Genomic DNA, 1070 nt, shown 5'->3' with positions numbered 1-1070 from the left:
CCCATGCAATATGCGGCGTGATAGTAATGTTGGCTGCACTAAGTAGTGGGTTATTGCTACTGGGTGGCTCTGTCGATAACACGTCAACTGCCGCAAAGCCGTTACCATTATTTAACCACTGGGCTAAATCGGTTTCATTAATCAAGTCGCCGCGAGCAGTATTCACTAATAAACAGCCCGGTTTAAGTAAGCGTAAACTGTCGCTATTGATCATGTATTTGGTTGCGGCACTCAGCGGACAATGCAGCGAAATAATATCGGCTTGTTGCAGCAAGTTGTCGCGTTCACACCATTGAATAGCATCAGGTAAATTGGTTTTAGGTTTAGCACTGGTAATCAACACTTTCATACCAAACGCGGCACCTAAATGAGCAACCTGTTGGCCAATATCACCATAACCTACAACACCCAGCGCGAGGCCTTTTAATGAAGTTAATGGGGATAAGGTAAAACAAAAATCTCGTTGCGTTACCCATTGCCCTTGTTTTACGGCTTGATCATGTAAAGCAACTTGTTGCTTATGATGTAAAATATGGGCAAACACCATTTGTGCTACGGCATCGGGGCCATAAGCAGGAATGTTAGTGACAACAATCCCCTGCGCTTTTGCTGCATCAACATCGACCACATTGGTTCCAGTGGCTAGAACACCGATATAGGTTAATGCGGGCAGTTGCTTTAAGGTCGCGGTACTCAATAGGGTTTTATTGGTCAGTACGATTTGCGCACCTTGGCAACGACTCACGATTTGGTCGAGTGTTGTATGGTCGAAAATATCGCATTCGCCTAATGCTTCAAGTGCTTGCCAACTCAAATCACCCGGATTAAGTGTATAACCATCTAATACTACTATTTTCATTTACGGCCCCATTCCATTGCTTACAAAAATACGTTATTGGCTTGCGCTAACGCATTCCTCTAGAGGTTTTAATGCGCTCGTAAGCGGCTTGAATATCTTGTGCTTTGGTGTTGGCTAATTCCATCATCTCTTCAGGTAAGCCTTTAGCCACAAGCTTGTCTGGATGATGTTCATTCATCAACTTGCGGTAAGTTCGTTTTACGTCTTGATC

General features: G+C 44.1%; 1 protein-coding gene and 1 pseudogene. Both read right to left on the bottom strand.

Translation table 11 applies throughout. The annotated features are described in order from the left end of the window. Positions 1–859 (bottom strand): D-2-hydroxyacid dehydrogenase (locus CXF78_RS01565; RefSeq protein WP_102035771.1); only part of this gene is annotated, 859 nt, incomplete at its 3' end. Between the two features lie 46 nt (positions 860–905). After that, a pseudogene (locus CXF78_RS01560) lies at positions 906–1070 on the bottom strand (DnaJ domain-containing protein); the annotation flags it as partial.

It is taken from the genome of Shewanella sp. 11B5, assembly GCF_002836795.1.
Taxonomy (GTDB): Bacteria; Pseudomonadota; Gammaproteobacteria; order Enterobacterales; family Shewanellaceae; genus Shewanella; species Shewanella frigidimarina.
This window is presented reverse-complemented; position numbering and strand designations above follow the sequence as displayed.